Below are 26946 nucleotides of genomic sequence, written 5' to 3'. Positions count from 1 at the left end.
GGTCATCAAAACAATAATGAATTAGGAAGTAAATATGAGTTCAAATTCTGACAGTGGCTGGTTTGGTCACCCTAAAGGACTTTCAACCCTGTTTTTCACAGAAATGTGGGAACGAATGAGTTACTACGGTATGCGAGCTATGCTCGTATTATTTATGACAGCAAGTTTACAACAAGAAGGCTTAGGATTTACCGTTGCTTCTGCTGCTGCAATTTATGGCTTATACACAGGTTCAGTATACTTTTTAGGTTTACCTGGTGGCTGGTTAGCAGATAGATTATTTGGTGGTCAAAAAGCAGTATGGTACGGCGGTATCATCATCATGTGTGGCCACATTATTTTAGCCGTTCCGCATGAATATTCTTTTTTCATTGGTTTAATCTTTGTCGCAACGGGTACTGGTTTACTTAAACCTAATATCAGTGCCATGGTTGGTCAGCTTTATACTGACGAAGATGAACGCCGTGACGGTGGTTACGCTATTTACTACATGGGTATTAACTTAGGTTCTTTAATTGGTTACTACGTTTGTGGTTACTTTATGGAAAACGTAGGCTGGCACTGGGCATTTGGTGCAGCTGCTGTAGGTATGGCTATTGGTTTAATACAATACAAACGTACACTTAATAACTTACCAGAACATAGCTCGTTACCTGCGAATCCATTAAGCCCTAAAGGTGCTTCACGCGCATGGGGCGGTATTGCTGCGTTTGTAATTGTTGTTGCCAGTGTGACTGCTGCTGCGATGACAGGCGCTATAGTTATTAACCCGACTATTGTTGCAGGTTACACAGCAGTTGTATTTACTGTTATCTTTTTCATTTACTTTGGCCTTGTTTATTTCAAAGGCAAACTAACCGACGCTGAAAAGCAAAGAATGTGGGCGCTATTTTTAGTCTGTGTCGCTTCTGCGTGTTTTTGGTCTGGCTTTGAACAAGCGGGTTCTTCATTAAACCTATTTGCTCGTGACTACACAGACCGTCTTATTGGCACATTTGAAATTCCAACGACTTGGTTCCAATCTTTAAACTCGCTATTTATTATTGCCCTATCACCATTTTTTGCCGCTCTTTGGATTAATTTATCTAAGAAAATGGTTTCGCCTACTTACAGCGTAAAATGTGCGTTGGGCTTAGTTATTATGGCTTCAGGCTTTTTAGTTATGTTTATGGCAGCGCATTACGCAGCTGAAGGCTTAAAAGTAGCTCCTTACTGGCTGGTTACTACGTATTTCTTACATACAGTGGGTGAGCTTTGTTTAAGCCCAGTTGCATTGAGTGCGGTAAGTAAATTATCTCCTCGTCGCTATACGGGTCAAATGATGGGTGTATTTGTACTGACATACTCAATTGGTAACGTAATTTCAGGCTTACTTGCTGGTAACTTTGATCCTAACAATGTTGCAGAAATTCCTAACCTTTACTTACAAATTGCATTATTTAGTATCGGTGTAGGTATCATCTTAGTGCTGATGAGCTTCAAAGCTAAGGTATGGGAAAAACAAGGTTTAGAACAAACCGCACCAGCACAATAATTTAGGTTTATCACAGTGCGTAATTATGCGCTTTGACTAATGATATTAAATACCCCCTGCAGCTAACTGCAGGGGGTATTTTTATGGCTAACTAACCTAATTGTTACAATGTAATACTACACAGTAAATGAAGTTAGTGAATCAAACCCTCAGTATCTATTGCTTTGTTAATGTTGTGAGCAGCTACGCTCAGGTTGAGTGTAAACAATAGAATACAAAAACCACTCTTTTTTTAGTGTGAAAGAACTAAAAAAACAGATGGGCAATTAAATTTAAAACAAATAAATTCAGTAACATACATAAAAAACACGTACATTATCCGAGCTAGCTAATTTTTACTTACCTAGGCTCGTATGTAAATAAATGTCATGCTTTGCTAACCGTCCCGTAAAATTTACACACGCGCTATTTACTAAATCACAACACCCTCTTCCCCAAAGCAGTAATCTAGTTAATCATGCAGGCAATACGATAACTAATAATCGCAGTGCTTAATTGCGGGAGTAATTATAATGAGTGAAGTAAATAATCCTTTAGGTTTGGTTGGTATTGAGTTTACTGAATACGCAACACCCGATGCCGATTACATGGACAAAGTGTTTACCGATTTTGGTTTTTCAAAATTAAAAAAATTCAAAGGTAAAGACATTGTTTATTACAACCAAAACGATATTCATTTTTTACTAAATAATGAACGCGACGGCTTTTCAGCTGAGTTTGCTAAAAACCACGGCCCAGCAATTTGTTCTATGGGCTGGCGTGTAGAGAACGCTCAAGCAGCGTTTGAAGCAGCGGTTGAGCGCGGCGCTAAGCCAGCTACTGATGCAGCTAATAAAGACTTACCGTACCCTGCTATTTACGGCATTGGCGATAGCTTAATTTACTTTATTGAACAATTTGGAGATAAAGGCTCTATTTACGATAATGATTTCGAAGATCTGAGCGAGCCAAACAAAGTAGAGAGTAAAGGCTTCTTACGTATCGACCACCTAACCAACAACGTATATAAAGGTACTATGGAAACATGGGCTAACTTTTACAAAGACGTGTTTGGTTTTACCGAAGTGCGTTACTTTGATATTAAGGGCCAAAAAACAGCCCTGCTTTCATATGCATTAAAATCACCATGTGGCACCTTCTCTATTCCAATCAATGAAGGTAAAGGCAACGACAATAACCAAATTGATGAATACCTAGGTGAATACAATGGCCCAGGTGTGCAGCATTTAGCGTTCTTAACTGACGACTTAGTAAGCTCACTAGATAAACTTGATAAATCGACTATCGCTACTTTAGATATTATTCCAGAGTACTACGATACTATTTTTGACCGTGTTCCATGGGTTAAAGAAGACAAAGAAAAAATCCGTGAACATCAAATCCTTGTTGATAGCCAAAGCGAAGATTGCTATTTACTGCAAATTTTCTCTAAAAACTTATTTGGTCCTATCTTCATTGAAATGATTCAACGAGTTGATGATGGCGGCTTTGGTGAAGGTAACTTCCAAGCGCTATTCGAATCAATCGAGCGAGATCAAGAACGCCGCGGCGTTTTATAAGCAAATAAAGTAACTTTAAAAAGCAGCGTATTTCGCTGCTTTTTGTCGTTTAATCGTAATTGAGAGGTAAAACTATCTCTCTGTGTGTTTAAATCGCGCTTTTCATCACCATATAGCTAAGTAATAGATGAAATTAACGGGTGCTATATTCTTATTTAATAAATTGATATTTATACTGATAAGCGCGACCAACTAAACCAAAGGAAATGTAATGAGTTTAATTAACGAAACCCATGATATAAATTTAACTAGCTGGGTAGCATCAGCAAATGATGCACAATGTGACTTCCCTATTCAAAACCTACCTTTTGCAGAAGTACGTCGCAAAAATAGCAATGAAGCTTTTCGTGGTGCTGTTGCCATTGGCGATCAGGTTATTGATTTAGCAAAAGTAAATGAACTCGGTATTTTTTCAGGTGACGCCCAAACAGCCGTTGCATCTGCAAGTAACCCGACTTTGAACGAGTTTATGGGATTAGGTGAGCAATATTGGTCAGCGCTTCGTTTAGCACTGTCTAAAGCATTACGTGAAGGCTCTGCTCATCAAGATCAACTAGCACAAGCGCTTATACCACAAACCGAAATTGAATTTGCTCTACCGTGTCGCATTGGCGATTACACTGACTTTTATACATCAATTTATCATGCGACTGCCGTAGGAAGTTTATTCCGTCCCGATAACCCCTTACTACCAAACTACAAATGGGTGCCGATTGGTTATCATGGTCGCTCATCGTCTATTGGCGTGTCTGGACAGCAGTTTCATCGCCCTAAAGGACAAACTAAAGCGCCAGATGCAGAAGTTCCTTCATTTGGCCCATGTAAACGCCTTGACTACGAACTGGAACTAGGTATTTATCTAGGTAAGGGTAATGAGCTTGGCGATGCTATTGCAATTGAAAATGCTGAAAAGCATGTATTCGGCTTTTGTGTTTTCAACGATTGGTCAGCACGTGACTTACAAGCATGGGAATACCAACCACTGGGTCCATTCTTAGCTAAAAACTTCGCATCAACCGTGTCTCCGTGGATTGTAACCACCGAAGCACTTGCACCATACAGAACAAGTTGGACGCGTGATGAAAGCGATCCGCAGCCACTAGAGTACTTAGAATCAACGGCTAACCGTGATCAAGGCGCATTTGATATTCAAATGGATGTTAAAATTCTAACGCAAAAAATGCGTGATGAAGGCTACAACCCAACTCAAGTGTCTAAGTCTAGCTTTAAGCACTCATACTGGACTGTAGCGCAAATGGTAACTCACCATACCGTAAACGGTTGTAACTTTATGCCAGGCGATATGCTGGGCTCTGGCACGCAATCAGGACCTACTCACGAAGAAGCGGGTTCATTACTTGAGCTTTCTCGTGGTGGCAAAGAAAAAATAACTTTAAGCAACGGCGAACAGCGTAGCTTCTTGGAAGACGGCGACAACGTTATAATGCGTGGCTGGTGTGAAAAAGAAGGCTTTGCACGAATTGGCTTTGGCTCAGTGGAGAGCACCATACTACCAGCAAATTAATACATAAAATCAATAAACTAATAAGAAAGGGTTGCTGAATAAGCCGCCCTTTTTTATTAATTAAGCCGAAGTTACAATTTTTTTCTGGCTTTTTTAGTTCAAATTGCTATCTTAAATCCGTTAATAGCCAGTGTATATGTAACATGCCTGTATTTATAAAATCTTTCTTTCATAAGCATTTTCCAGCTCGTCAGCTGCTTATTCGCCAAAATGGTGAAGTAAAGCATGTTGTTTTGGCGCCTTGGTTACAGGTTTCTGTGCTTGCTATTATTTTCATTGCTATTGCATGGATCAGTATTTCGAGTATCCGTGTTTACATGCAAACACACCAAATTTCTCATATCGAGCAAACTCAGCTTGATAAGCAAGTACAATGGCAACAAAAAGTAAAGCAACAGCAACAACGCTACGCATTGCAACAAGAGCAGTTAGCTGAACTAGAACAAAAACAAGCTTTATTACAAGGTATGATTGAATCACTCCCAGCTTCTATAAGTAAAGATGCAATAAAATTAGAGGGTGAGCTTGAATCTTCTCCTATTAATGAGAACGAAAGCGAATTTCATGAGCCGCTCGAAGAAGATAAAACACAAAATAAGCATGCACAAAACAGTTTAACCAGTTTTGAGCAGCGCTATATCATGCTAAATCTGCAGTACGATACTAATTTCACGTTATTGGCTGCGCTGATTAATCAACGGCACAATGCGATTATAGAAATGCTTCAAGGCACGGTTCTTGAGAACGTACTGGCGCAACATCTAACATTAAGCACACAAACAACGGCGCAAGGTGGCCCGCTAGATATACTCGATGAAAGTAAAATACCAAGTACTTTTCTTGCTATTGCCGATAAGCTATTGCTGTTAAACCAGCTTGAGAGCTTTTTAACGGCATTGCCAAACACTCTGCCTTTGCCTGCTGCTAAGTATTACATTTCTAGTAATTTTGGGCTTAGAAAAGACCCAATGAATAAAAGACGCGCTTTTCATAAAGGTATTGATTTAGCTGGGTGGCATAAAACAGAAATTTTTGCCCCTGCCGATGGCATTGTTCTTCGTGCAGGGCGTAATGGCGGTTATGGTAACTTTATCGAATTAGAGCATAAAAACGGTATTGTGACTCGCTTTGGTCACTTAAACAAAATTAAAGTAAAAAAAGGCCAGGTTGTTGCAAAGCACGATATAATTGGTTTAATGGGCAGTACCGGAAGAAGTACAAGTACTCATTTACACTATGAAGTATTAATAGACGACAAGCATGTCAATCCACTAAAAATAACAAAGGCGCTTTCTCGTGTTTGGTAAAAATAAACAAGTAAAAACAGACTCATCCATTAAGCGAGTGAGTCACACTCCCTCAATCATTTCTAACGATGTGCGTATAACGGGCTCTTTAGTAAGCCAAGGCGAAGTGCAGCTCGACGGAAGAATCGACGGTGACATTAAAGCCGAACATTTAGTAATAGGCACCTCAGGTGTTGTTGAAGGCGTTGTTGAGGCAAGTAGTGTTGTTGTTAAAGGTAAAATTATAGGCTCTTTAAATGCAAGTGAAGTAAAAATTGAAAATAATGCTCATGTACTTGGCGATATTTTTCACGACACCCTGAGCATAGAAGCAGGTGCTATTATTGAAGGTAGTTTAAAGCAGCGCTTTGAAAAAGAAGTCATTGAACATACTAAAGATAAGCCAAAACCGGTTCACGATGTAAAAGCCATTGTTGATAATGAAGACAGTGGGCTTTCGTTTGTAAATAAGCAGCCTGCTGCTAAAAGCTAGCTACATTAGTTTATAATGGTTTAGCCTGCCTGTTTGGCTAAACCATTAATCACCTCTTTAAAATCCCGTTAGCGGCTTATACACTTACTTTTTCTGTGTTATATACATGGTTATGTCTGCGGTAAAAACCAGTTCGTTACGCGTATTGTAAAGCTTTACCGGTACGACTAAATCTTCTTTATCAATCCATTGATGAGGCAAGTCAATCTCAGCGATAGCAGTAACGTCTGTGTCTACCTTAGCCAGGTACTGTACTGTCATTCCCTTAGGGATCCAACGATGGGTTTTATAAGGTACCGTTGCATCAACCATCACCCCCGCACACAGCTCAGCCAAATTACATTGTGCGATAGCGTGAATAGTGCCAATGTGATTGTGTACACGGCGTGTGTTTTTAACCACAGCACTACAGTGCCCTGCTTTTAAATCTAAAATAGTAGGTTTCATAGAGCCAAAGTAAGGCGCTTTAAAACATACGGCTTTACTAAACAGCCAGTTACCAAACGGCAGCTTTTTAAATTTATGCCACGTTTTTATTAATGCAGACTCATTACTCATTATTGTTTTTCCATTGTCTTTGCTTAAAAAGCAAATTAACACATCGGATCAGTTTAAAGAAGTGTGATACTTAAACAAAAATAATCATAATAAAGTTAAAAGTAGGTAACATGTCTGATGCATCGGTCATAAGCCCTTTCTTTTTCATCAGTCGCCACTTAAAATACCGACAAAAGGAGACCTGATGCAAACACAGCCCGCTAAACCAAACTTAATTTTATTACTGATCTTAGCGTTACTCGTCATTTTTTGTCCTATGGGCATTGATATTTATTTACCTGCCTTTCCTACTATTGCAGAGCAATTTTCAGTGAGCGAAAAACAAGTACAGCAAACGGTGGCTATTTTTATGCTTACTGTTGGTTTGGGGCAATTAATTGCAGGCCCTCTTGCTGATCGTTTTGGACGTAAGCCGGTAGCCTTAACCGGTGTAACTTTATATGGACTGGCGGCATTAGGTGCATACTATGCTCCTAGCTTTTTAATACTGATGTTTGCTCGTGCAATTCAAGGGTTAGGCGCATGCGCCACCTTTGTTGTTGCTTTTGCAATAGTAAGAGATAAGTTTGGTAGTGAACGCAGTGGCCAAATAATTACCTACCTAAACGGGATCGTGTGCTTTATTCCAGCGTTAGCACCCATTTTAGGTGCGTGGTTAACCGTGCAGTTTGGTTGGCAAATGAACTTTCTATTTCTAACTGGTTTTGCATTATTAGGATTTATTGTCACCTTATTATTGTTTAGAGAAACACGCCCAGTAGACAGCCATTACCAGGGGCATATCTTAGATCTAAGGCGCTTTATCCCAATTATTTCAACTCCGTTATTTTTATTTAATAGCTTGCTATGTATGGTCACTATGTCAGCTATATTAGTATTTGTAACATTGGCTCCTGGTTGGCTTATTACTGAATTAGGGGGCAGCGTAGCCGACTTTACCTTTTGGTTCTCGCTTAATGCAGTGCTTAGTATTCTTGCTAGCTTTATCATGCCTATTTACATTAAACGCCAACCAAAAAGAGCACTAAAAGCAGGTCTTGTGTTGTTAGTGAGTGCAGGCTTACTGATGCTAGTATTAAGCCAATATAAAACCCCATTAGCATTAATGATCCCTATGTTTATTGCTGCCTTTGGTTTTGCTTTAACACTTGGCTCTGCCGCTGGACGAGCTTTAAGTCTGTTCCCTAAGCAAGCTGGCACCGCCTCAGCTCTTTTAGGAGCGATGCAAATGAGTGGGGCAAGTTTATTGGTGTTTATTACTCAATATTTAAACTTATCTACACCCGAGCTTATAGGCACACACTTTTTATTATTAATTCCCTTTTCTTACTTACTGTTTCGTTATACTAAATATGCCTAATAAAATACGTTTGCTGAGCCTGTGAATAGTAATCACCACAGGCAATTAGCACTGTAGTTAAAACTCTTTACCAAGCGGGCAATATGCCCGCTTTTTATTTTTCTATATGCTTGATAACATTAACTACCAACCTCTTTTGAATCAAGTGCAATGATCAATCCTGACTTTTTACTCTCATTTTTACTCGCCAGCTTCTTAATGGCCGTTGCGCCTGGACCATCAAACGCGTTTTTAATGGCACAAACATTTGCTAATGGACGAAAAGCAGGTATGCAAAGTGCTTTTGGCTTTGCCTTAGGTGGCGTAGTACATACATTTTTTGCGGTTGTCGGCTTAAGCGCTATTTTAAAAGCCTCTGAAACAGCGTATGCCAGCGTACAGTATGCAGGTGCAGCCTATTTATGTTATTTAGGGTTTATGATGCTTAAAGGCACCTTTGTGCCCCCCATTTGCGAGCAAGACGATAAGCCTCATGTTACAACTAGTAAAAACAAAAACGTGATGTTTCAAGCGATGATGACCGAAGTACTCAACCCTAAGGTAGCTTTGTTTTTTATTGCTTTTATCCCACAATTTGTAGACCCTAGCTTGTCATCTGCAACTTTTCAGCTGGCTTTTTTTGGCCTGCTTTATCCAATCTTTGCTTTTCCTATCGACTGCACGTATATTTATTTCGGCGATAAAATAGCCCAGTTTTTTAGAAACCACCCAAATAGCCAGCTCTGGATAGATAGGTTCACAGGCATTGTATTTATTGCATTGGCTATCAATTTATTACTCTAACTAATAAGAATCAGCATGGACCAAAAAATACAATCTCTTCCAGCTAAGAAAAACATAGCCCTTGTTGCACATGATGGAAAAAAAGCCGCGTTAAAATTATGGTGTGAAAAACACACTCCAATGCTAAGTAAACATAAGCTATACGGCACTGGTACAACCGGACATTTAATAGAAAAAACCACCGGTTTGAATGTCGTACAATTACTCAGTGGACCTATGGGGGGTGATCAGCAGCTTGGTGCTAAAATAGCGGAACATGAAATTCATGTATTAATCTTTTTTTGGGACCCTCTGGCATCTCAGCCGCACGACCCCGATGTAAAAGCATTGCTTCGTTTAGCCGCGGTGTGGAACATTCCTGTTGCTTGTAATGAAGTAAGCGCTGATATGTTACTAAGTTCTCCCCTTATGGACAGCGAATTTGAGCGTTCTTTGCCAGATTACGAAAAGTACCTCGCAACCCGACAAATCTCTTTATAACAGCTTATTTATAAAGCATACTCGCCCATTTAGTCAGACCAGCGGTGACACTGCCAAAGTGATCACCGTTAACCATTTTAATGTCGCCTAAGTGGGTTTTTAAAGCCGCTTTGATCAGTGGTGATTGCGCACTACCACCCGTTAAATAAATTACATCTGGGGTAGTGTTTGCATCTGCAATGGCCTGTTTTGCTAATGTCACTATTTGGCTAATACTATCGTCAACGGCTAATGCTAATTCATTAATAGAAATATCTTTATCAAGTGATGAATCTAGAAATGTTAAATCACAATTAAAGTTTTCAGACGAGCTCAATGCAATTTTTGCCGCTTCAGCTTGTTGAACTAATTGATGTCCTTGTTTATTTTGCTGTAAATGTATTAGCCGTTTATATAAATCGGGCGCACTCACATCGCGTAGCTGTGCACTCAGTTCACGATAATGCTGAGCACTATAAAACTGACTTTGTAAATTCACATCGTTAATTTTACATGCTTGCCAAAATGCCTGGTTAGGTAATGGTAAACCCGATTTAAAAGTACTGCCTAAGCCAAGTAACGGCATCAAACCATGGTAGCTCAGAGCAATATCTAAATCATTACCGCCTACTCGCTTTCCGCTATGTGCCAAAAAGTCTGCGTCTCGTTGTTGTTTATTCCTAAAACTTGGCCCCATTTGTACAAATGAACAGTCACTTGTACCACCACCAATATCTATTACTAGCACTTTTTGGTCTTGCGTTAAATCACTTTCATAATCGATCCCCGCGGCAAGTGGCTCATATAAAAACTCAACATCTTTAAAGCCGGCTCGGTTTGCTGCGCGTGTTAAAATACCCACGGCTTGTTGGTTTGACTGCTCACCACCAACCGCTTGAAAATTCACTGGGCGACCAATAACAGTTTGGCTCAGCGTATACCCTAACGATAATTCAGCACGTTGTTTTATTTTTAAAATCATTGCTGTGGCAATATCTTCAAAAAAATTAATTTGTCCTTGCTTTAAACCAGTAGCGCCAAAAAATGATTTAGGGGATTTTACAAAATAACCTTCCTCAGGAAATTGCACATATTCACTAATCGCCTCACGGCCGATAAATAGAGTCTCATCGCCGGCTTGTAGATCTAGGTCTGATTTAATTCGCGGGAGTGTATTAAGCAAGGGTTGGCGCGCGGTTTTATAGCCATGCTCATGATCTGAGCCGTTTAAATGCTGCGCTACAAAATCAACGACTAAAGCACTATGATGTGTGTATAGAGTTGATGGAAGATAATGTTTGCCTTGCTCTAAAGGAATGAGCTGAACACGCTCTTCGTTTAAAACACCCATAGCACAATTAGAACTACCATAATCAAAACCAACAAACATAGATCACCAAACATCACTAAAAAGGCCGCGCAATTTAGCATAATTGCTAAAAAATATATACTGAATTGGCCTACACTCTTTATTTTTCGGGTCTTTCCCGTAAGAAGCTGGCAAAACGCGGCAAGCCATTTTTAGTGTACCCGTGGTACCGATAAGTAATTGTTGAGCCTATAGCTGGCGGATACTTTCGCTCTTTATCACTAAAACCCGTGCCAATAGAAAATATCAGCCCCTGTTTTGTCTGTACTTTCAATGCGCCAAGCATTCCTGTGTATTTACCTTTACCCGGTAAATGTTCAATTACTAACGCTTCGGCATCTAAATATGGCTTGAGTTTTAACAATGCACTAGAGCGACCAGTTGTATGCTTAGCCTCTGCTAAATGAAGCATAACGCCCTCGCCGCCTTGTTTAGTAACCTGATTAAAATAATCACTGAGTTGCTGGTTGTCGCTAAATTGATATTGCTTAACCGCTTTAATATGGGGGCTATTTAGCTTAGTAATGAGTGACAGATAATTTTGATAACGACGGTGAAAAGGCGTACCGGCATCTGGCATATCAAATACCTGATAAGTAATACTTTGCCACTGCAAATCGTTGGGTATTTTTGTTCTGACAATACCACCGAGTACAGAAAATTGACCCCGCTTGGTCCATAACTCACCATCTAGCCAAACGTCTGGCAGAGGAGCGGTAAACCACTTAGGCGGGTTTATGGAGTTGCCTTGACGGGTTACAAACTGCTTTCCCGTCCAGATTGCTCTTACTCCGTCATACTTTTCACTCACCAAATATTGACGAATATCTTCATGCTTAGTTTCATCGTAAACATTAGCAAGTTGCACTGGAGGCAATTGCGCCAATAAGCCCGAACTAATGAGGGTTAAAAAAGTAAACAGCGTTGCTTTAATCATTGCTGCATCCTTGCAAATTTAAATATGGCTTAAACTATAGTTGAGATTGAAGCCAGTGCCAAAATTCTTCAAAGCTTTGCATTTGCTGTGTTGCTTTACTAAAGTCGTGCTCCTGTGTATGTTTATTAGCGATAGCTATCACAGCTAAAGCAGCATTATTCGCTGCGGTTACACCGGTGAAAGTATCTTCAACGGCAATCGCATTTTGTGCAGCAACCTGCATATTTTTAAGTGCTAATAAGTAGGGATCACCGGCAGGCTTTGGATTAATTACATCATCTTTAGTAACAACGGTATCGAATAAATTATAAAACCCTAATCCTTTTAGTATTGGCTCAGCTTCATGCCTTGCGCTGCCTGTTACTAACGCCATTTTTAAACCTTGCTCTTTAACCGCTAACAGAACATTTTCAGCATAAGGCATTAAAGGCGGTAAATTGATTTTAACGTACTCACTAAATAAGCGATATTTTTCATCCGCTAAATAGCGGCTACTTACAGACAAGTTATGAACTTGTTTTATTTCCTTTGCAGCGTCAATAGTGGGACGTCCCGAAAAGCGCCTACAAAAATCATCTTCTTTATAACACACACCAAAAGGCGCAAGTAATTGGCTCCAGCAGTTATAGTGCACACTTTCCGAGTCAACCAAAGTGCCATCCATATCAAATAATACCGCTTCAATTGACATTCTTTTCTCCTGGTTATTTAACCTAAACTTTAGGTAATAAAAAAGGTGCCAAGGCACCTTTTAATAATTTGTGTTACTCAGCCAAACCTGCTGGCGGCTCAGCATAAGCGTCTTCGCCGGTATCTACATCAACTAACTCATAACCTCGGGCTTTGCGCATTACTTTAAGTATCGGCTTTTCGAAGGCGGTTTTTAAGCGCTCAGCATCATCTTTTAACGCATCTAATGTGGTTCCAAATGGTGCTGCACCAGTTTCTGACCAGTTAGTTACTTTACCATTTAGGTTATATTCCACTTCGTGTATTTGATATTGCGCAGCTTCATCTTTGGTTGCTTCACAATAAATTACACGGTAATTCCAAAATCCAGCCATTACTTTTTCTCTTTAATAAACATATGGGCGCTACTTTAGCAGCTCTACCAAAATAAAAAAGCCTGCACTAGGCAGGCTTTTATCAATAATTACAATTTAACGTTAAATTTATCGATTAGAAAAAGTTAACTTTAAACTCAGCGCCAATGTAACGCTCTTCATTAACCATGGCTGTATTGTTGTTGAAATCAACACCACCAATCGTCTGCTGCTCGTCAAACATGTTACGCACAAATGCTGATACTTCATATTCGTAATCGCCTTGCGCCCATGCATAGCCTGCACGTAAACCTACTTCTGTCAGTGGCTTACCCTCAAACTCAACTGATTCATATAAGAAAAAGTCAATCTCACTGCGGTACGACACATCAGCGTAAGCAAAGAAATCACCTTCAGCGAGTTCTTTAGTGTAACGAAGTGTGATGTTAGAGATCCACTCTGGTGCATGCGGTAAGCTATTGCCATCTAAAATAGCACGATCTTCAGGACCAAATGCACCTGGTACTTGGAACGTAGGATCAGTAACAGTACACTGTGCACACACTGCAACGGCTAAATCTTTATCTTTAAGCTCAGTTTTGTTGTAGCTTAAGTTGAAGGTTGCATTTAATTCGTCAGTTAACACCCACTCAGAATCAATTTCGAAACCATAGCCGGTTGTTTTATCAGCATTTAATAGACGGTTAAAGTTAGCACCACCACCCACTGCCGTTAGCTGCTGGTCATCCATAGTGTAATAAAATACTGTTGCATTTACACGGCCTTGGCCATCTAACACATCAGATTTAATACCTGTTTCAAACGAGGTAACAGTTTCTGAATCAGCAACGGTTACTTCATCACCAAATAAGATACGACCTTGAAGACTTGGTGCGCGGAAACTGTTAGCAATACGGCCATACCAGTTTACGTCATCGTTGATTTTGTAGTTAGCTGATAAATCCCAGCTTACGTGATCATCGCTAACATTTTTTTCGATATAAGTCGCTGCACCACCAATTGGGCTAAGCGTGCGGTTAGCTGAGAATTCTTTCTCATCATCTGAATAACGAAGACCCGCGGTTACTTTTAAATCATCAGTAATAGTGTAATCAACTGAGCCGAATACAGCCCATGCTTTAGTGTCTTGCTGCTGACTAACAAAACCGTTTAATACGCCATTATTGGCTGTATCATAGCTAAAGTTTTCAATTGTTAATGCTTCGTCGAAGTAAAAAACACCCACTTGGTAATTTACGTCACCAGCAAAGTTGCTTGATAAGCGAAGTTCTTGCGTGTATTGGTCTTGGTCTGGAATACCATCAGCACTTTCTGAAGAGAAAGGAATAAAACCAGGGCCCATTGCAACTGGAACATCATTGATGGAGAACCCACCGTAGCCACCATCGATGTCAGCACGAGAGTAAATTTCTGCACTTTCCCAACCAGAGATTGACGTTACTGTATGGTTAGCTAAGTCCCACTCAAGCTTAAGGCTTGCACCTTGCGATTCCACTTGCTGCGTCGCACGAGATGCGGCATCGTGATACACCACGTCATTTTCAAAACCATCAACTAAATCGTTAGTACCAGGTTTGATAGTGTTAGCACGAAAGGCAATTGGAGAGCCATCTAAATCACGAACATGGTAATTAAATAATCCAGTGAAATCGTCACCTTCATATAAAAATTGAATACGGGCTGCTTGTTCAGTGTAACCACCTAAGGCATCTTTTTGCTCAAAACCTGGTGCACGATTATCAATGTAATCGTCTTTATCTTGCCAAAGTACTGAAACACGTGTTGATAAACGATCTGTTAATGAACCACCAACAGCGCCTTCAAAGTCAACAGCACCACGACTACCGTAAGATACAGAGCCATAGCCTTCAAATTCTTGACTTGGTTTTACGGTATCAAATTTAACTAGGCCAGCCGGTGTATTACGACCAAATAATGTACCTTGAGGACCACGAAGCACTTCAACACGTGCTACGTCAAATACAGGGAAACCTTTTAAGATTGCGTTTTCTTGTACAATTTCATCAACCACAAGCGACACTGGTTGCGAAGCATTCAAATCGAAATCAGTGTTACCAAGGCCACGTACATAAAAGCGTGGGAATGAACGGCCAAATGAAGATTCAATAGATAAACTTGGGATTTTCGCATTCATAAAACGAATATCCATACCAGCTGAGCTGTAAGCATCTAAGCTATCGCCTTGCAAGGCTGAAACAGCAACAGGCACTTCTTGAGCGTTTTCTACTCGTTTACGAGCAGTAACTTGAATAACTTCTAGTTGGTTCTTCTTAGCAGTAGTTTCTTGCTCAGCAGCTACGGCTGAAATTGACGTACCTGCTACGGCAGAGAACAACGTTGCATTGATAAGGGTTGCTAACGTAGATCTTTTCATTGCTTTCATGTCGGGGTTAACCTTTTTAGTGCACTCTTGTTCAACGGTTGATGTGTTGCGCAATTAAATAATTACGGATTCAGTCAATTTTTCGCGACTTGCTCTATGCGGCGCGGACCTTATTACCGAGAGTACAAAAACGGCATAAATAAGGCTGACTGAATGCGCAAGATTATATCATGGTGTAATTTATTTACTGCATACTGAACACTAAAAATTAAACTTATTTTTAACACTTAACCGCACTATCCCGACATTTAGTGTACTTTTAGCAACTAAACAACCAAAAAGCGGACATATGTCCTTACGTTGAGTTGTTAAAAAATATAGCGGAATAACGCGACACTTTTTTAAATACTACTTTTTCACTAATGAGCGTTTAAGAACAATTTCACCATCAATATGAAGATCTCGCTGTGGAAATGCAATCACCACATCATGTTGGTCAAACACTTCATAAATCCTAAAACGAATATCACTGCGGACTTGTCTTAATCGAGTTTCTGATTCAGCGCACACCCAAAAAATAGCATTAAAAACTAGCGAGCTATCTGCAAAATCATCAAACAATACGGTTGATTGAGGCGTTGCCAATATTGCCTCATGCTCATCTAATACTTGCTGAATTAACTTTTTAACTAATAACACATCAGAGCCATAAGCTACGCCTACGCTCACAGATGAGCGCGCATTACCATCAATAAGCGTCCAGTTGGTAACTGTGTTTTCTAATAACTGGCTATTGGGTATCAGCATATGAACACCGTCGTTCCTGCGAATACGAGTAGAGCGAGTATTAATGGTTTCAACCACCCCCTTAGCAGTGCCAACCTCTAAAAAGTCGCCAATACGGATTGGCCGCTCCCACATTAATATCCAGCCACTAATAAAGTTATTAATAATATTTTGTGCACCGAACCCCACACCGATGGCAATGGCACCCGATACAAAGGCAAATGCGGTTAATGGAATGTTGAGCACCTCAAGGGAGGTAAAAAGTAAAATCGCAATACTTAAAATGAAATAAAAACGCGTGAATAAATGCACTGCATCTGGGCTCATTTTTCGTGCAAGTAATGACTTTTTAATTAACTTGCCAATCTGAGTCACCACAACCCACATAGTAAACAAAATTAGCGGCACTTGAATTACTTTTGCCACGGTAATGTGAATGTCGTTGTAGCTAAACAATACGAAGGCGAGAATGTGATTAATTTGTTCTAAGTTCATTGATTTTCCATGTGTAAGGTCGCACACAAACGATTATTTTTATGCGCTAATAATACCCCAAGTTTAGCATGCGGTTAGCTTAAATACGCAGCAACAAACTTAAAGCTAATTGCATAATTGCTGTATTTTTCTACTTTTTTATTTACATACCGAGTTTTTATCACCTAATTTGCGTTTAAATCCCGCTTTAAATCGATAAACTTTGTTGTATATAAGTCAAAATTTGGTAAGTTAACTGGGTTTTCGACTCGAAAAGCCTATTTCGGCTACTATTTTTTATGGAGTTATTATGCGTAAAACACTGATCGCCACTACGATTGCTAGTGCACTTTTATTATCTGCCTGTTCTTCTGAAAGCACCCAAGAAACAAAACAACAAAGCACAGCACAAGTGCAAGATATCAACGCAAGCAATGTATTATTTAAACCAAGCCCATTGCAATACATGGCTCCTGAGTTTGATAAGTTTGGTACCACTGAATACGAAGCTGCATTTGATGCAGGTATTGCACAACATAATGCAGAAATTATGGCAATTGCTAATAATCCAGAACCAGCTACTTTTGAAAATACCTTGGTAGAAATGGAACTTGCAGGTGAGCTATTAAACCGCGCATCAGCTGCTTTCTACAACTTATCAGGTCTTATTTCTAACGATGAGTACCAGCGCATTGATAAAAAAATGGCGCCTGTGTTCTCAGCACACTCTGATGACATTTATCTAAATGGTGCATTGTTCGAACGTGTACAAACAGTATACGACAACAAAGATAAGTTAAGCGCTGAAGATCAACGTCTTGTTGATTTTTACTACAAACAATTTGTTAAAGCGGGTGCTAAACTAAATGATGCTGAAAAAGCAAAAATGCGTGAAATTAACGCTGAGCTTGCAAAACTATCAACGGAGTTTTCTCAAAACGTATTAAAATCGTTTAAAGAAGACGTTATTTTAGTAACAGATAAAAGCAAACTAGCTGGTTTATCTGAAGGTGAAATTGCAGGTCTTGCAGCAGCTGCTAAAAAAGCAGGCAAAGACGGCTACATGATCACCCTAGTGAACACCACACAACAGCCTATTTTATCTAGCCTTGAAAACCGTGAACTGCGTGAGCAGATTTTTAAAGCATCAACCAACCGTGCAGCTAAAACCAACGGCCCTATCATTATTAAAGAAACTAACCTACGTGCACAAAAAGCAGAACTGTTAGGCTTTAAAGATTGGGCTTCGTATGTAATGACTTCACGCATGGCTCAAACCACTGATAACGTGTACGGTATTTTAGATGACCTCGCGCCAAAAGCAGTTGAAAAAGCGCAAGCAGAAGCAAAAGCGATTCAAAAAGTAATTAACGATTCTGGTGAAAGTTTTGAACTAAAACCATGGGATTGGTCTTTCTATGCAGAAAAAGTTCGTGCTGAAAAATACGACCTAGATCCAGCCTTAGTTAAGCCTTACTTTGAAATGCAATCGGTTATTCATAACGGTTTATTCTTTGCAATGGAAAAACTTTACGGCATTACATTTAAAGAGCGTAAAGACCTACCGCTTTATCACGAAGACGTCATGGCGTTTGAAGTATTTAATGCTGATGGCAGCGCAATAGGCTTATTTTACATGGACCCATATGCACGTGAAGGTAAGCGTGGCGGTGCATGGATGAGTGCATACGTAAGCCAAAGCGGCTTAAAAGGCACAAAACCGGTTATTTATAACGCACAAAATATTCCAAAGCCAGCAGAAGGCGAGCCAACGCTAATGACGTTTGACGAAGTGTCGACTATGTTCCATGAGTTTGGTCATGCAGCACACGGTTTATTCTCTGACGTTAAATACCCAAGCCTAGCAGGTACTGCTACAGCGCGTGATTTTGTTGAATTTCCATCACAAGCACATGAAGACTGGATGATTGAGCCAAGTGTATTAGCTAACTACGCTAAGCATTACAAAACAGGTGAGCCAATTCCTCAAGCACTACTTGATAAAGTACTTGAGTCGCAAAAGTTCAACCAAGGTTTTGGTACCACTGAATATTTAGCTGCAGCATTACTGGATATGGAATGGCACTCATTTGGTTCTGATAAAAAAGTAACTGATGTACAACAGTTTGAAAGCGAAGCACTAAAGGCACACGGTATCGATTACTACCCTGTACCACCTCGTTACAAATCAAACTACTTTAGCCATACGTTTGCAGGTGGTTACTCAGCAGGTTACTACGCTTACCTATGGACTGAAGTATTTGCCGCTGATGCCTTTGCTCATATGGAAAACAACGGTGGCTTAACGCGCGAAAATGGCGATAAGTTCCGTAAAGAGATCCTATCAAAAGGTAACAGCCGTGACTTAATGCAAAGCTACATTGAGTTTAGAGGTCAAAAACCAACGACTGATGCATTGCTTAAGCGCCGTGGTTTAGTTGATTAATTAATATTTTTAAGCAACTGATACAAAAGCCCGCTTGCGGGCTTTTATTGTTTATAGAACAATATATAACAGATAAACTGACACCATTACTTAAAACAAGATGAGTGTTATGGGCTATTTATTTGCAGTTACCCTTCTTTGGGCGTTTTCGTTTAGTTTAATTGGTGTGTATTTAGCAGGCCAAGTTGATGCGTGGTTTAGTGTGCTAATTCGTGTGGCTTTAGCAGCGTTAGTATTTTTGCCTTTTTTAAAGAAAATCCCTACCCCACTTGCGTTTAAACTCATGCTGATAGGAGCACTGCAACTGGGGGTTATGTATGGCTTTTATTACCACTCATTTTTGTTTTTAAGTGTGCCAGAAGTGCTGTTATTTACTGTAATGACCCCGCTTTACATTACGCTTTTAAACGATGCGCTAAATAAACAGTTTAATCCGCAGTTTTTTATCGTCGCGTTTATTGCCGTGTTAGGGGCTATTACCATTCGTTATGAAAACTTAGACAGTAACTTTTTAGTCGGATTACTACTGGTTCAAGGCGCTAATATTAGTTTTGCTATCGGCCAAGTAACCTACAAACGATTAATGCTTAATAAACAACTCGATGATAAAACCGTATTTGGTTGGTTTTTTATTGGCGCACTAATTGTTGCAAGCGCCTGTTACGCCTTATTTGGTGATCTTAACAAATTACCAAGTACCTCAACTCAATGGGGCATACTGATTTATTTAGGCATTGTGGCCTCCGGTTTAGGCTACTTTATGTGGAATAAAGGCGCGACGCTTGTTAATGTTGGCGCGCTGGCGGTGATGAACAACTTGCTTATTCCTGCCGGTATAATTGTTAATGTGCTTATTTGGAATAGAGACGCAGACCTACTTAGATTAACTATTGGCGCGGGAGTGATGCTGTTTGCCTTGGTGGTAAACCAAATAATGGTTAAATCAGCAAATTAATCACTCTGTAGTGAAATTGTCATTAATAATTAGTAAGGTAGCGTCCACTTTTATTTTTAAGGACAAATAATGAAGCGCATACCTTTTCTAACAACTTTTTTATTATTAAGCTCACTCGCTGGCTGTGATGACGATGTAAAAATAGTCGAAAAAGAAGTGGTTGTTACCAACACTGACGTTGAAATTGTTGAAGTACCTACCCCGGTTATTGTTGAAGTGGCACAAGGCACCAATACGCAACTAGGTACTCGCCCCGACTACTTAATTGACGATATGGCTGACAGCGCACTAAAAACACAATTAGAATCGTGTAAAGAAGGCCCTTTTTATCGTACTGATTTTTCAATTGGTCACCGTGGTGCCCCCATGCAATACCCAGAGCACACAAAAGAGTCTTACATAGCGGCTGCTCGTATGGGCGCCGGTATTGTCGAATGCGATGTAACCTTTACCAATGATAAAGAGCTAGTATGCCGCCATTCTCAGTGCGACTTGCACACCACCACTAACATTTTAGCTATTCCAGAACTTGCGGCTAAATGCAGTGAGCCATTTACTCCAGCAAACTCTAGCAGTGGCACGCCTGCTTCAGCTAAATGTTGTACCAGTGATATTAGCTTGGCAGAGTTTTTAACCCTTGAGGGTAAAATGGATGGCGCAAACACCAGTGCCACTAATGTTAGCGATTACATGAAAGGTACAGCAAGTTGGCGCACTGACTTATACGCCACCTCAGGTACACTCATGACCCACAAACAAAGTATTGCACTATTTAAACAGCTCGGAGTAAAAATGACCCCAGAGCTTAAATCACCTCAAGTGAGTATGCCCTTTAACGGTATGACCCAAACGCAATACGCACAAAAAATGCTAGATGAATATACGCAAATGGAGGTACCCGCTTCGCGTGTTTTTCCGCAATCATTTAATTTAGCTGACGTACAATATTGGATTAATACTAACCCTGAATTTGCAGCGCAAAGCGTTTATTTAGATGGCCGAGATAGCGATGCAGGGTTTGATCCTAACAACCCCGACACATGGCAACCTAGTATGGCTTCGCTTTTTAATGACGGTGTTAAAATTATTGCTCCACCCATTTGGATGCTATTAACCATAGATAATGAAAGTAATATCGTGCCATCACAGTACGCTATTGATGCTAAAGCCGCAGGCCTTAATATTATTGCATGGAGTCTTGAACGTTCAGGGCCGCTGAATAATGGAGGCGGATACTATTACCAGTCAATTAGTGATGTTATAGATAACGATGGTGACATGATGGCCGTGGTTGATGTACTTGCAAAAGAGGTTGGTGTAATCGGTATATTTTCTGATTGGCCAGCTACGGTTAGCTATTACGCCAGTTGCAATAAAATGCCTGCAAGTATTTAAACTTTAGGGCGTGTTTATTTGACCGCGCTCAGCTATTATATTTATTTTACTGAGCGCTTTTATGATCATTCAACACCATAACGCTGACTTACCAACGCCTACAGGGTTAATGCGAACCACTATTTACCGCCCACAAACATCGGGGCAATACCCTGCCATTATTTTTTATTCTGAAATTTTCCAGCAAACGGCACCTATTGCCCGCAGTGCAGCTATTTTAGCCAGTCATGGTTTTGTGGTACTTGTGCCAGAAGTGTTTCATGAGCTTAACCCTATCGGAACTGTGCTGACTTATGATGACGAAGGTAAAGATAAAGGTAATAACGATAAATGGTCTAAACCTTTAGAGCATCATGATAGCGACACACAAAGCCTTATCGAGTTTGTAAAACGCCAAAGTTATTGTTCAGGAAACGTGGGAGCTATGGGTGTATGTATTGGTGGGCATTTAGCTTACAGAGCCGCTTTAAACCCACTTATAAAAGCCGCGTTTTGTTTATACGCCACCGATATACACAGTAATACACTGCCCGCACAACCCGGTAATAACTCATTTGAACGCATGGCCGACATACTCGGTGAAATTCATTTTATTTGGGGTAAACAAGACCCTCATGTACCACAAGATGGCCGAGACAAAATATACCAGCAAGCTGTTCGTACTGGTATAAATTACCAATGGCAAGAAGTTAACGCGCAACATGCCTTTATGCGTGATGAAGGCGAGCGATACGATGCAGCTCTCGCCATAGTTATGTATCAACAGGCTGTTGCCTTATTTAACCGAGCGCTAGCCCTTACGCATACCTAATGCAGTATGCTGTTTTACAAAGTACGCTTTTAAATAATCAATAAACAAGCGTAACTTTTTAGATCCCGTCGCCCCCGGCGGGAAAACTCCATACAACTCAATGTCTTTGCTTTTGTAGTCGTCCATTATAATTTGCAGTAAACCCGCTTGTACTTTTGGCCATGCATCGTATAGCGGTATACGCCCTATGCCAAGTCCTGCCTCTACAAATGCAGTCCGTGCAGCGGCGTTATTAGTACTGAGCGATCCTTGCATGGTAATGTCGACTTTTTTACCGTCTTTTTGCAAGGTCAAGGTTTTGCTCCCTAGCTGATAAACCACCCACTGGTGCTGTGCTAATTCATCGGGCGTAGTAGGCTTGCCATAATGCGAAAAATAATCAGGCGCGCCACAAATACAGGTACTCATTGTGGTTAACTTCGTTGCCTGTAGGTTTGAATCGCGCAGCGCAACTCCTCTAATTGCAAAATCAAACCCGTGTTTAATAATATCCACCACGTCATCGGTTAACTGTAAATCTATATCAATTTTGGGGTATTGGCGCTTAAAGGTATTAATTGCAGGCACTATTAATTGCATCCCCACATTAACTGGACAACTAATTTTTAATAATCCTTGGGGTTCACTTTTTATATTTTCTATTTGTTGATTGGCAGCATTAGCCTGCTCGGTAATAACTCGGCAACGCTCATAGTAAGCTATACCGGCTTCAGTAAGCGCCATAGTTCGTGTTGAACGATTAAGCAAGGTTACTTCAAGTTGCGTTTCTAGCTTTTTTAAATGATAACTGGCTACTGCCCGCGTTAACCCTAGTTGCTTTGCCGCTGCCGTTAAACTGCCCTGCTCAACTATTTGTGCAAATACCACCATACTTTTTAATTGTTCAAACGAGACTTTCATGGACGCTCCAGTGCGGTTTTAACTTCAACCCTTCAATTGTATCAATTATTAAATCAATAAAGTTAAATTTATCATCGTTGTTTAAGGTTGGGTTAGTGCATATAGTAATTGCTAAGCAAAGATTACAATTTTAAATCATCAGAAGGAAAAAATAATGGCTAAGAAAATACTAATGGTACTTACTTCACACGCTGATTTAGGCAATACCGGTGAAAAAACAGGTTTTTGGGTAGAAGAATTCGCCGCCCCTTATTATGCATTTGTAGATGCTGGCGCAGAAATCACTCTAGCTTCACCAAACGGTGGTCAACCACCAATCGACCCAACCAGTACACTAGCCGACTTCCAGACTGATGCAACCAAGCGATACGACAACGACAGTGCAGCGCAAGCATTAATGGCAAACACAAAAGTACTAAGTGAACTGAATGCTTCAGATTTTGATGCGGTATTTTATCCAGGCGGCCATGGCCCATTATGGGATTTAGTAGATAACACAGATTCAATCTCGCTCATCGAAGATTTTGTAAAATTACAAAAGCCAGTGGCAGCAGTGTGTCATGCGAGCGCCGCATTTTTAAATACAAAAGATGCTGATGGCAATGCATTGGTTGCGGGTAAAAAAGTTACCGGCTTTAGTAACACTGAAGAAGCCGCTGTTCAATTAACAGATGTAGTGCCATTTTTAGTCGAAGACGAGCTGATTAAAAAAGGTGGTGACTATCAAAAAACCGACGACTGGGGCGTTCTTGCGCTTGAAGACGGTTTAGTGATCACCGGTCAAAACCCTGCAAGCTCTGAGCTAGCAGCTAAAAAATTACTTACCAAGCTTGGTTAATTACAATTAATCAGTATAAAAAGCACAGTTTAATCGCTGTGCTTTTTAATTTGCTTTTCATTACTCACCACTATTCCTATACTGGCCACTCTTACTATAAATAAGGGCACCGTATGCAAAATAAACCATCCACCTTGTCGTTACTTAGCAGCACCCGTTTTGCCATTATAAGCATTGTGACTATTTGTTTTGTGTTGCAACTAATTAACAGCCTGCCAGGCATTAGTTTAAATGGTTTAGGTATTTACCCACGCAGCATTCAAGGGCTGATTGGTATTCTTTGCGCTCCCTTTTTACACGGTAGCTGGTGGCATTTTGCTAGTAATATGCTGCCCTTCATTGTTTTAAGCTGGTTAATTTGCCAATACAGCGTAAAGCGTTTTTATAGTGTATTTATATTCACCGCATTAGTCGGTGGATTACTGGTATGGATGTTTGCTCGTGGCAATATTCATGTCGGCTTAAGTGGCGTTATTTATGGGTTATGGGGATTTATTTTATGCTATGGCATTGTAAGACGTTCTTTTAAATCTATTTTTATAGCCGTGGTGGTGGCCTTTTTATACAGTGGCTTTATTTGGGGCGTGTTTCCACAGCGGTTGCATATCTCGTTTGAAAGCCATCTGTTTGGCGCACTTAGTGGATTCTTTTTAGGGTATAAATTAGCAAAAGCAGATAAATTAAAAGCAACAACGGGCAAAGCAAATACGCACGTTTAAACTATTAGAGGCTATTTATGAGTGATAACAACGACTACACCCCAGCAAAAGTATGGACATGGGACAATGAAAGTGGCGGTAAATTTGCAAACATTAACCGCCCAATTGCAGGTGCAACTCACGATAAAACACTGCCTATTGGCAAACATTCATTTCAGCTTTACTCATTAGCGACCCCCAACGGGCAAAAAGTCAGTATTATGTTTGAAGAGCTATTAGAGCTTGGTATTACTGAGGCTGAGTACGATGCTTATTTAATTAATATTGGTGAAGGCGACCAGTTTGGCTCTGATTTTGTTGATATAAACCCAAACTCAAAAATACCTGCGTTGATGGATCACTCTACAACACCAGCAACCCCTGTATTCGAATCAGGCGCTATTTTACAATACCTTGGCGAAAAGTTTGATGCGCTTATTCCTAATAATTTTCAAGCTAAAACACAATGTCGTAATTGGCTGTTTTGGCAAATGGGATCGGCGCCTTATTTAGGTGGCGGCTTTGGTCACTTTTACAGCTATGCGCCAACCAAAATGCAATACCCGATTGACCGTTTCACCATGGAAACTAAGCGTCAGCTAGATGTACTAAACCGCCATTTAAGTGACAACGAATACATGGCAGGCAGCGAATATTCAATTGCCGACATTGCCATATGGCCATGGTATGGCTCACTGGTATTAGGCGACTTATATGATGCCGCTGAATTTTTAGATGTTGCATCTTATACCCATGTGGTTCGTTGGGCTAAGCAAATAGCAGCGCGCCCAGGTGTAAAACGAGGCCGTCGCGTTAACCGTACTTGGGGAGCAGAAGATGAACAACTCGCAGAGCGCCACAGTGCTCGTGATTTTGAATAAGGCTCCAGTTTAGTAAAAATAAAAAATCAGCGCTTAGCTGATTTTTTGTGTTTATTAGGGGCTCCTTCATTCTTAGCAGGTAACATGACTTTTTAACCCTAAAAGTAGAAAAGTTAAGCATACCATCTTAATATATCTAAATATTTACACTGATAGCGTAGTTATTAATTGTGAAAAAACTAACAAAAGAGCAAATTTATAAACGTTTAAACAATGAAGAAGACGCCCGAGCTTGCAAAGCCATCGACGACAATGCCTGTCAGGAAGTACCCGGTAATTTTATTATTTTACTCATTAGCCAGCTGTTTAGTAAGTTTGCTGATGCGCTACTCAACCCCAAAATAACGCTGCCATGGTTAATGCAAAGCTTAAATGTACCAGCGAGTTTTATTACTTGGTTAGTACCAATCAGAGAATCGGGTTCATTACTGCCCCAACTTGCTATTGCTAACGTTATTCGCAAACTCCCCGTTCGTAAATGGGTATGGGTAATAGGTGCAGTGATGCAAGCAGGATGCATTTTAGCCATGGTTGCGGTGGCGTTTACCCTCAAAGGCGCACAAGCAGGCTACGCCATTATTGGCTTATTAATTTTATTTAGCCTTGCTAGAGGGTTTAACTCTGTCGCTGCAAAAGATGTGCTGGGCAAAGTTATTCCTAAACAGCAACGCGGTAATATTAGCGGGCTTGCTGCAAGTATTGCCGGTTTTGCTACCTTAACGTTTGGTCTCATGATGTGGTTTTTTTCACAGCAAAAAGATCAAGATATTGTGATCATCGCTTTACTACTGGGTGCCTTGATGTGGCTGATTGCCGCGTTTTTTTACGCACAAATTAATGAATATAGTGGCGCTACCGAAGGGGCAAATAATGGTCTATTGCATGCGTTTTCAAAGTTAAAAATTTTGTACCAAGATAAGCAATTTGCGCATTTTGTTATTACACGTGCCCTACTGCTTTGTTCAGCATTGAGCGCTCCATTTTATATTATTTTAGCCAGTAAACAGTCGTTTGAATTTTCTTTACTTGCCACCTTTATTGCCGTTTCCGGCTTTGCAAGCTTAGTCTCAGCGCCGATTTGGGGACGCTTAAGCGACTTATCTAGCCAGCGAGTGCTAGTACTCAGTGCCACTTTGGTTACCATTAATGGGCTGGCTGTATTTGTTATTGCAACTTGGTATAACGAGTTGCTACTAAATTGGTGGGCTATGCCTATTTTGTACTTTTTACTCTCAGTTGCGCACCAAGGAGTACGCTTAGGGCGAAAAACGTACCTCGTCGATATGGCAGAGGGTAACAAACGCACCGATTATGTGTCGGTTAGTAATACCGTTATTGGGGTTTTATTACTGATGTTGGGCAGCATAGGCTTATTAGAATCGTTTTTATCAACCGCAGAGCTTATTTTGCTTTACAGCGGATTAGGGTTTTTGGGTGCAATGAGTGCACTGTTTTTACCAAAAACAGAGTAAATAGCGTGCTGTTTAACCT

At 40.3% G+C, this 26946-nt stretch carries 24 protein-coding genes; 16 read left to right on the top strand and 8 right to left on the bottom strand.

Features of this window, described 5'->3' with window-relative positions; genetic code table 11:
• The first annotated feature begins 34 nt into the window (after positions 1–34).
• The 5 genes from FLM47_RS04820 (at position 35) to FLM47_RS04800 (ending at position 6397) form a co-directional block, all read left to right on the top strand.
• Positions 35–1534, top strand: a complete 1500-nt coding sequence (locus tag FLM47_RS04820; protein WP_008109550.1) for a peptide MFS transporter — start codon at positions 35–37, stop codon at positions 1532–1534.
• 512 nt (positions 1535–2046) lie between these two features.
• Positions 2047–3093, top strand: a complete 1047-nt coding sequence (gene hppD / locus FLM47_RS04815) for a 4-hydroxyphenylpyruvate dioxygenase (protein WP_076918939.1) — start codon at positions 2047–2049, stop codon at positions 3091–3093.
• A gap of 211 nt (positions 3094–3304) precedes the next feature.
• Entirely contained in the window at positions 3305–4618 is a 1314-nt protein-coding gene (gene fahA, locus FLM47_RS04810) for a fumarylacetoacetase (RefSeq protein ID WP_178955513.1), read from the top strand.
• A gap of 143 nt (positions 4619–4761) precedes the next feature.
• On the top strand, positions 4762–5925 hold the full coding sequence (locus tag FLM47_RS04805) for a M23 family metallopeptidase (protein ID WP_178955511.1): 1164 nt from the start codon (positions 4762–4764) through the stop codon (positions 5923–5925).
• Entirely contained in the window at positions 5915–6397 is a 483-nt protein-coding gene (locus tag FLM47_RS04800; protein WP_178955509.1) for a polymer-forming cytoskeletal protein, read from the top strand. The genes FLM47_RS04805 and FLM47_RS04800 overlap by 11 nt, the downstream gene beginning before the upstream one ends.
• A gap of 84 nt (positions 6398–6481) precedes the next feature.
• Here FLM47_RS04800 and FLM47_RS04795 read toward each other — a convergent pair whose 3' ends face one another.
• On the bottom strand, positions 6482–6955 hold the full coding sequence (locus FLM47_RS04795) for a hotdog fold domain-containing protein (RefSeq protein ID WP_008109556.1): 474 nt from the start codon (positions 6953–6955) through the stop codon (positions 6482–6484).
• A 184-nt stretch (positions 6956–7139) separates the two neighbouring features.
• Here FLM47_RS04795 and FLM47_RS04790 point away from each other — a divergent pair, with 184 nt between their 5' ends.
• From FLM47_RS04790 to FLM47_RS04780, 3 genes are all read left to right on the top strand, one after another.
• Entirely contained in the window at positions 7140–8315 is a 1176-nt protein-coding gene (locus FLM47_RS04790; protein ID WP_010391252.1) for a multidrug effflux MFS transporter, read from the top strand.
• Between the two features lie 150 nt (positions 8316–8465).
• A complete protein-coding gene (locus FLM47_RS04785) occupies positions 8466–9098 on the top strand; it encodes a LysE family translocator (protein WP_178955507.1) in 633 nt (210 codons plus the stop codon).
• A 15-nt stretch (positions 9099–9113) separates the two neighbouring features.
• Positions 9114–9578: a methylglyoxal synthase gene (locus FLM47_RS04780; RefSeq protein ID WP_138609705.1), complete on the top strand. Its 465-nt coding sequence runs from the start codon at positions 9114–9116 to the stop codon at positions 9576–9578.
• Positions 9579–9582: 4 nt separating this feature from the next.
• On the opposite strand, the gene yegD is transcribed toward FLM47_RS04780, so the two are convergent.
• The 6 genes from yegD to FLM47_RS04750 all read right to left on the bottom strand — a co-directional run bounded on the left by yegD (position 9583) and on the right by FLM47_RS04750 (position 16552).
• A complete protein-coding gene (gene yegD, locus FLM47_RS04775) occupies positions 9583–10947 on the bottom strand; it encodes a molecular chaperone (protein WP_178955505.1) in 1365 nt (454 codons plus the stop codon).
• A gap of 79 nt (positions 10948–11026) precedes the next feature.
• Complete coding sequence (locus FLM47_RS04770; protein ID WP_178955503.1) at positions 11027–11863, bottom strand: DNA ligase; 837 nt, start codon at positions 11861–11863, stop codon at positions 11027–11029.
• Between the two features lie 34 nt (positions 11864–11897).
• A complete protein-coding gene (locus tag FLM47_RS04765) occupies positions 11898–12554 on the bottom strand; it encodes an HAD family phosphatase (RefSeq protein WP_178955501.1) in 657 nt (218 codons plus the stop codon).
• A gap of 73 nt (positions 12555–12627) precedes the next feature.
• On the bottom strand, positions 12628–12927 hold the full coding sequence (locus FLM47_RS04760) for a hypothetical protein (RefSeq protein WP_008109576.1): 300 nt from the start codon (positions 12925–12927) through the stop codon (positions 12628–12630).
• Between the two features lie 115 nt (positions 12928–13042).
• On the bottom strand, positions 13043–15331 hold the full coding sequence (locus FLM47_RS04755) for a TonB-dependent receptor (protein ID WP_178955499.1): 2289 nt from the start codon (positions 15329–15331) through the stop codon (positions 13043–13045).
• A 348-nt stretch (positions 15332–15679) separates the two neighbouring features.
• On the bottom strand, positions 15680–16552 hold the full coding sequence (locus tag FLM47_RS04750; protein WP_178955497.1) for a mechanosensitive ion channel family protein: 873 nt from the start codon (positions 16550–16552) through the stop codon (positions 15680–15682).
• 289 nt (positions 16553–16841) lie between these two features.
• Here FLM47_RS04750 and FLM47_RS04745 point away from each other — a divergent pair, with 289 nt between their 5' ends.
• The 4 genes from FLM47_RS04745 to FLM47_RS04730 all read left to right on the top strand — a co-directional run bounded on the left by FLM47_RS04745 (position 16842) and on the right by FLM47_RS04730 (position 22138).
• On the top strand, positions 16842–18977 hold the full coding sequence (locus FLM47_RS04745) for a M3 family metallopeptidase (RefSeq protein ID WP_178955495.1): 2136 nt from the start codon (positions 16842–16844) through the stop codon (positions 18975–18977).
• Positions 18978–19086: 109 nt separating this feature from the next.
• Entirely contained in the window at positions 19087–19932 is an 846-nt protein-coding gene (locus FLM47_RS04740) for a carboxylate/amino acid/amine transporter (protein WP_178955493.1), read from the top strand.
• 69 nt (positions 19933–20001) lie between these two features.
• Positions 20002–21327, top strand: a complete 1326-nt coding sequence (locus tag FLM47_RS04735) for a glycerophosphodiester phosphodiesterase family protein (protein WP_178955490.1) — start codon at positions 20002–20004, stop codon at positions 21325–21327.
• A gap of 61 nt (positions 21328–21388) precedes the next feature.
• Positions 21389–22138: a dienelactone hydrolase family protein gene (locus FLM47_RS04730; protein ID WP_178955488.1), complete on the top strand. Its 750-nt coding sequence runs from the start codon at positions 21389–21391 to the stop codon at positions 22136–22138.
• Here the strand turns inward: FLM47_RS04730 and FLM47_RS04725 are convergent.
• Positions 22118–23038 (bottom strand): LysR family transcriptional regulator, encoded by a 921-nt coding sequence (locus FLM47_RS04725; RefSeq protein ID WP_178955486.1) that lies wholly within the window; start codon positions 23036–23038, stop codon positions 22118–22120. The two genes, FLM47_RS04730 and FLM47_RS04725, sit on opposite strands and share 21 nt — an antisense overlap.
• A 154-nt stretch (positions 23039–23192) precedes the next feature.
• On the opposite strand from FLM47_RS04725, the gene FLM47_RS04720 reads away from it, so the two are divergent.
• The 4 genes from FLM47_RS04720 to FLM47_RS04705 all read left to right on the top strand — a co-directional run bounded on the left by FLM47_RS04720 (position 23193) and on the right by FLM47_RS04705 (position 26927).
• Complete coding sequence (locus FLM47_RS04720) at positions 23193–23876, top strand: type 1 glutamine amidotransferase domain-containing protein (protein ID WP_008108786.1); 684 nt, start codon at positions 23193–23195, stop codon at positions 23874–23876.
• A gap of 113 nt (positions 23877–23989) precedes the next feature.
• Positions 23990–24595, top strand: coding sequence for a rhomboid family intramembrane serine protease (locus tag FLM47_RS04715; RefSeq protein ID WP_178955484.1), 606 nt, complete (start codon positions 23990–23992; stop codon positions 24593–24595).
• A 17-nt stretch (positions 24596–24612) separates the two neighbouring features.
• Positions 24613–25455, top strand: coding sequence for a glutathione-dependent disulfide-bond oxidoreductase (gene yghU / locus FLM47_RS04710; protein ID WP_178955472.1), 843 nt, complete (start codon positions 24613–24615; stop codon positions 25453–25455).
• A gap of 170 nt (positions 25456–25625) precedes the next feature.
• Entirely contained in the window at positions 25626–26927 is a 1302-nt protein-coding gene (locus tag FLM47_RS04705; RefSeq protein ID WP_178955470.1) for an MFS transporter, read from the top strand.
• Positions 26928–26946: the final 19 nt, after the last annotated feature.

This window comes from Pseudoalteromonas sp. Scap06 (assembly GCF_013394165.1).
Classification (GTDB): domain Bacteria; phylum Pseudomonadota; class Gammaproteobacteria; order Enterobacterales; family Alteromonadaceae; genus Pseudoalteromonas.
The sequence above is the reverse complement of the archived record's forward strand: the minus strand, read 5'-3'. Positions and strand labels throughout refer to the sequence as shown.

Coding starts and splice junctions, on each gene's coding strand:
- FLM47_RS04730 (WP_178955488.1), top strand. CDS start 21,389: ATGATCATTCAACACCATAACGCTGACTTACCAACGCCTACAGGGTTA.
- yghU (WP_178955472.1), top strand. CDS start 24,613: ATGAGTGATAACAACGACTACACCCCAGCAAAAGTATGGACATGGGAC.
- FLM47_RS04750 (WP_178955497.1), bottom strand. CDS start 16,552: ATGAACTTAGAACAAATTAATCACATTCTCGCCTTCGTATTGTTTAGC.
- FLM47_RS04735 (WP_178955490.1), top strand. CDS start 20,002: ATGAAGCGCATACCTTTTCTAACAACTTTTTTATTATTAAGCTCACTC.
- FLM47_RS04785 (WP_178955507.1), top strand. CDS start 8,466: ATGATCAATCCTGACTTTTTACTCTCATTTTTACTCGCCAGCTTCTTA.
- FLM47_RS04745 (WP_178955495.1), top strand. CDS start 16,842: ATGCGTAAAACACTGATCGCCACTACGATTGCTAGTGCACTTTTATTA.
- FLM47_RS04795 (WP_008109556.1), bottom strand. CDS start 6,955: ATGAGTAATGAGTCTGCATTAATAAAAACGTGGCATAAATTTAAAAAG.
- yegD (WP_178955505.1), bottom strand. CDS start 10,947: ATGTTTGTTGGTTTTGATTATGGTAGTTCTAATTGTGCTATGGGTGTT.
- FLM47_RS04715 (WP_178955484.1), top strand. CDS start 23,990: ATGCAAAATAAACCATCCACCTTGTCGTTACTTAGCAGCACCCGTTTT.
- FLM47_RS04790 (WP_010391252.1), top strand. CDS start 7,140: ATGCAAACACAGCCCGCTAAACCAAACTTAATTTTATTACTGATCTTA.
- FLM47_RS04740 (WP_178955493.1), top strand. CDS start 19,087: ATGGGCTATTTATTTGCAGTTACCCTTCTTTGGGCGTTTTCGTTTAGT.
- FLM47_RS04780 (WP_138609705.1), top strand. CDS start 9,114: ATGGACCAAAAAATACAATCTCTTCCAGCTAAGAAAAACATAGCCCTT.
- FLM47_RS04805 (WP_178955511.1), top strand. CDS start 4,762: ATGCCTGTATTTATAAAATCTTTCTTTCATAAGCATTTTCCAGCTCGT.
- FLM47_RS04820 (WP_008109550.1), top strand. CDS start 35: ATGAGTTCAAATTCTGACAGTGGCTGGTTTGGTCACCCTAAAGGACTT.
- FLM47_RS04755 (WP_178955499.1), bottom strand. CDS start 15,331: ATGAAAGCAATGAAAAGATCTACGTTAGCAACCCTTATCAATGCAACG.
- FLM47_RS04765 (WP_178955501.1), bottom strand. CDS start 12,554: ATGTCAATTGAAGCGGTATTATTTGATATGGATGGCACTTTGGTTGAC.
- FLM47_RS04720 (WP_008108786.1), top strand. CDS start 23,193: ATGGCTAAGAAAATACTAATGGTACTTACTTCACACGCTGATTTAGGC.
- hppD (WP_076918939.1), top strand. CDS start 2,047: ATGAGTGAAGTAAATAATCCTTTAGGTTTGGTTGGTATTGAGTTTACT.
- FLM47_RS04770 (WP_178955503.1), bottom strand. CDS start 11,863: ATGATTAAAGCAACGCTGTTTACTTTTTTAACCCTCATTAGTTCGGGC.
- FLM47_RS04725 (WP_178955486.1), bottom strand. CDS start 23,038: ATGAAAGTCTCGTTTGAACAATTAAAAAGTATGGTGGTATTTGCACAA.
- FLM47_RS04760 (WP_008109576.1), bottom strand. CDS start 12,927: ATGGCTGGATTTTGGAATTACCGTGTAATTTATTGTGAAGCAACCAAA.
- fahA (WP_178955513.1), top strand. CDS start 3,305: ATGAGTTTAATTAACGAAACCCATGATATAAATTTAACTAGCTGGGTA.